This window comes from Caminibacter sp. (assembly GCF_053999135.1).
In genome coordinates, this window is the sequence record NZ_JBMXVQ010000045.1 from 1 (window position 1) to 4,436 (window position 4,436).

The window sequence follows — 4,436 nt, forward strand, 5'->3', positions numbered from 1 at the left end:
TTTCCTCACGGCAGAAACATTCAATACGGAATCAGAGAACACGCAATGGCTGCAATTAACAATGCATTCAGTGCTTACGGATTTTTACCGTATGCTGCAACATTCTTGGTATTTAGCGATTACCTTAGAGGGGCGCTTAGAATCGCCGCTCTTAGCAGTCATAAAAACTACTGGATTTTTACACACGACAGTATTGTAGTGGGAGAAGACGGACCTACCCATCAGCCTGTTGAGCATTTAACGTCTCTTAGAGCAATTCCGAATCTTTACGTATTCAGACCGGCTGATGCGAACGAAAACGTAAATGCATGGAAAGCGGCGCTTAATATCGACGCACCTGTTGCTTTTGCCCTTAGCCGTCAGGGGCTTAAAAATATTACTCCAAAAGAAGTGGATTTAAGCCGTGGTGCTTATCTTCTTAGAGACGGAAGAGATGATTTGACTCTTATAGCGAGTGGAAGCGAAGTAAATTTGGCAATGGACGTAGCGGAGAAATTAGACGCAAGGGTTGTAAGCGTCCCTTGTTTTGAGCTGTTTGATGAGCAGGATAAAGAGTTTAAAAATGAACTTCTTAAAGGTAAAGTAGTAGCTATTGAAGCAAACAGAGGGTTTGAATGGTATAAATACGCCGATGAGGTAATAGGCATGGATACTTTCGGAGCCAGCGGTAAAGGACCTGAAGTATATAAATATTTCGGATTTGATGCTGAAATAATTGCTGAAAAAATTAAAGGATAAAAATGTTTAAAAAACTTTTGGAACAAAAAGAAGAAATTCTAAACGAATGGTTAAAAAATATCGAAATAGAACTTGATGAGAGCGAATTGAAATACCAGTTTTCAAAACTTTATGATGCGGTTATTGCTAAAATAAAAGGCGAAAACATAAATGAACATTTAGATGATTTTGTGGAGGATATGAGTAAATACGAAATATCTCCGCAGGAGATAACGAAGTCTTTAGAAAATTTAATTTATTTAATAGAAAGAAGCGATTTTGGATTGGATGAGAGGGAAATTTTAATGCTGAATAAATTTATTTATTCCCTGGCTCTTGGAATTTATGAAGAATTTGAAAAGAAAAGATTGGATATTATCCAAAAACAGCTCAAAACGATTAAAAAAATGGAAATTCCTATTTTAAAGCTTAATAAAGAAACAATTTTAGTGCCTTTAATCGGTTTTATGGATTCGGAAAAAGCATTAAATCTGATGAGAAATATTTTAGAGACTATTAGAAAAGAAGAAATTTTACGGGTAATTATAGATATAGAAGGGGTCCCTGTTATAGATACGGAAGTGGCAAACCAGTTTGTAAGAATTTATAGAGGCATAAAAGCAATAGGGGCAAAAATGGTTATGAGCGGTATTACTCCTGCTGTTGCCGAAACAATGGTTCATCTCGAAATTGATTTACCTATTCCTACCAGAGCCAATTTAGAGCTTGCCATTAAAGCGTTTGATGATGAGGAAATATAAAGTAGTTTTAAATGAGTTTATTTCAGCAAGGGAGATAGAAGATAATTTTAGGAAATGGGCTGATAAAAAAGAGGAAATAATAATTTTTGATTTTCATCGGTTAAAAACAATAGACCAAATTTCTTTTAAAGCCCTTTTTAGGGTTAAAAAAGGTCTTGAACTTATCGGTAAAAATGTCTATTTCTGCTGTCTGCCTCCTTGTATAGCTTCTGTTATTTCTTTGTGGGATATTGAACTTGAAGGGCTTTTTGAGGATGAAATTTGATATATAAAAAAGAAATTTCTTCTTATGAGGATGTATATGATATTTTACATTTTTTGACTCCTTTTGGCAAAAAATTTATTCTTGTTGCAAAGGAAGCCGGGCTTAATATTATAAAACACGCTTCAAAAGGGGTTTTTAAGTTTTTTAAATTAACAAACGGGTATAAATTGGTTTTTGAAGATTTTTTTAACAAAATTGATATTAAAAAAGCGTTTTTAAGAGGATACAGTACTTCAAAAACATTGGGGATAGGTCTTAATCTTATTATAAACCTGGTAGATTCTTTTGAGATAATTCCCAAAAAGGAAGGTAAAAAGTTTATTTTTTATTTTTTTGACAATGAAAAAGTGCAATACTGTATTTTTAGTAAAGAATTTGAAGATATCAGGGCTTTTTTAAAGGTTTCGCCTTATTTGTCCGTTACTACCAACGGAGATTGCGGAATATTTGAAAAAGTTGGGGAAAAATATTTTTTTGCCTTTTGGGATATTGTGGGACACGGAAATGAAGATGTTTATTATTCTTCAAAAAAATTGCGTAAACTTTTGTTCGGATTCAGGTTTTTTTATTTAGAGGATGTTTTGGAAGTGGTAAGATATCTTTATAACGGAAAGGATGCCGCTTTGGTATTGGGAGAGATTAAAGAAAATATCTCTTTTTTTCATTTCGGCAATATCAGATATTTTTATAAAGAAAAATCTTTTTATAAAGAATCTCCCTTTTTTAAATCTTCTTTGAAAGATAGGAAAATTACTCTTCCAAGGGACGATATAATGTTTTTCAGTGACGGAATAGATATTAACCGGAATATAAACTCTTTTGAAGAACTTTCGAAAATTTTGAAAAAGAAAAAAGAGGACGATGCTGGAGTTTTGATTATAAAAGAAATTAAAGGCAGTAAAAAATGAAACTGATTTACAGCAGTGTGGTAAAAGAGGATTTAAATTTAAAAGAAGTAGAAGAGATTTTAATTTTTATTTTTAAAGAATTTTCTTTTGAAGATTATGTTTCTTCCGTGAATACCGCTAAAATAATTGATAAATTTTTGAAAATGGAAAAAGGAAGGTTTGGAGAAATTAAAGTATACGCTTTTACAAATTTTTTAAAAATAAAACTTATAAAAAATGATAAAGAAGAAATTTTTCTTTTTAAGCATAATAGGAAAATTACTAAATTTTTAATTTTATATCTAAAAGACGCTATTAAACTAAAAAACAGATTTTCACTGCTTATAGATACCTTGACTTCTCTTCCTAACAGAAGATACTTTTTTAAAGAGCTTGAGGAGACCATTGAAGAATATAAAAATAAAAAAGGCGAATTTGCCGTTATTTTTTTGGATATAAAAGGTTTTAAATTTATTAATGATTTTTACGGTCAGGAAGCCGGGGATACAGTTTTGCAGGAAGTAGCCAACAGAATAAAAAGAAACATTACAGCAAACGGGTTTCTTGCTAGAATCGGAGCTGATGAGTTTGTAATTATTTTAAAAGATTTTAGGGGCTTGGATGTTCAAAAATATGTCGAAATTTTAATAAGGTCTTTGGAAGAACCGGTTAAATTTGAACATTCCTTTATTGAAATTTCAATTATGGCCGGAATTGCTGTTTTTCCAAAAGATGGAACAAATAAAGACGAGTTGCTTCAGGCCGCCGATTTAGCGTTGAATGAGATAAAGTTTAATACTGAAAACAAAAAATTTTGTTTTTTTTCAAAAAAACTTAAAGCTAAATTTTTAGAGTCTAAAAGACTGGAAAAAGATTTGGCAGAAGCTTTAAAAAAAAATGAACTATTTATTTTATATCAGCCAAAGATAGATATACACACTTTAAAAATTATAGGAGTTGAAGCACTACTCAGGTGGGAGCATCATATTTACGGAATTATTCCTAATGAAAAATGGATATCTATTATGGAAAATTCCAAATATTTAAAACCCATAGGTCTTTTTGTTCTCAACAAGGCCGTAAATGATATAACCATTTTGAATACAACTTTAAAAACGGATATAGGAGTCAGTGTCAATGTTGATATCAAAGAGCTTGTAAGCGAATATTATCTTGAGGTTTTGTCTTCTTTAAAAAAAGAAAAAAGAAGAATTTTAACCCTTGAGCTGCTTGAGAGAAAGCTGGTAAAATATTGGGACGAGCTGAACAGGGTGGTAAAAATTTTACGCTCTTTTGGTATAAAACTTTCTTTTGACGATTTTGGAACCGGTAATACGACGTTAAAATATCTTACAAGGATATTGCCCGATGAAATAAAGATAGACAGGGTTTTTGTCTCCAATATTCATAACTCAAAAAACGAAATTATTACCAAAGCGATTATAGCTATGGCAAAAAGTCTGAATATTAAAACAGTTGCCGAAGGTGTCGAAACTAAAGAGGAACTTGAAGTATTAAAAAAACTTAATTGTGATATAATTCAAGGATATTATTTTGCAAAACCTATGAAATTAGAAAAACTTAAAAATTTTATAATAGACTTTGAAAGGAAGAAAAATGATTTTGGCTACACCGGGACCTGTTGAAATACCTCTTTTTGTAAGGGAGACGTTTTTAAAAGAGACGATTCATCACAGAACGCCTGAATTTAAGGCAATTTTACTTGAAGCTCTTGAGAGGTTCAAAAAAATTACCCACCTTCCTGAAGCCGTATTTCTTACAAGCTCCGGGACGGGTGCTATGGAA

Annotated in this window: 5 protein-coding genes and 1 pseudogene; all 6 read left to right on the top strand. The window is 31.7% G+C overall.

Features of this window, described 5'->3' with window-relative positions; all coding sequences use genetic code 11:
- On the top strand, positions 1 to 738 hold a 738-nt coding region (locus tag ACXJH6_RS03910), incomplete at its 5' end, for a transketolase-like TK C-terminal-containing protein (RefSeq protein ID WP_456470459.1).
- Positions 739 to 740: 2 nt separating this feature from the next.
- Complete coding sequence (locus ACXJH6_RS03915; RefSeq protein WP_456470460.1) at positions 741 to 1,478, top strand: STAS domain-containing protein; 738 nt, start codon at positions 741 to 743, stop codon at positions 1,476 to 1,478.
- Positions 1,462 to 1,743, top strand: a complete 282-nt coding sequence (locus tag ACXJH6_RS03920; protein ID WP_456470461.1) for an STAS domain-containing protein — start codon at positions 1,462 to 1,464, stop codon at positions 1,741 to 1,743. Before ACXJH6_RS03915 ends, ACXJH6_RS03920 begins: the two co-directional genes overlap by 17 nt.
- The gene (locus ACXJH6_RS03925; RefSeq protein ID WP_456470462.1) at positions 1,740 to 2,651 is read left to right on the top strand and encodes an ATP-binding protein; all 912 of its coding nucleotides are present in this window, start codon (positions 1,740 to 1,742) and stop codon (positions 2,649 to 2,651) included. Before ACXJH6_RS03920 ends, ACXJH6_RS03925 begins: the two co-directional genes overlap by 4 nt.
- Positions 2,648 to 4,276 (top strand): putative bifunctional diguanylate cyclase/phosphodiesterase, encoded by a 1,629-nt coding sequence (locus tag ACXJH6_RS03930; protein ID WP_456470463.1) that lies wholly within the window; start codon positions 2,648 to 2,650, stop codon positions 4,274 to 4,276. The genes ACXJH6_RS03925 and ACXJH6_RS03930 overlap by 4 nt, the downstream gene beginning before the upstream one ends.
- Positions 4,248 to 4,436 (top strand): annotated as a pseudogene (locus ACXJH6_RS03935) (alanine--glyoxylate aminotransferase family protein); the annotation flags it as partial. The gene ACXJH6_RS03930 and the pseudogene ACXJH6_RS03935, both read left to right, overlap by 29 nt.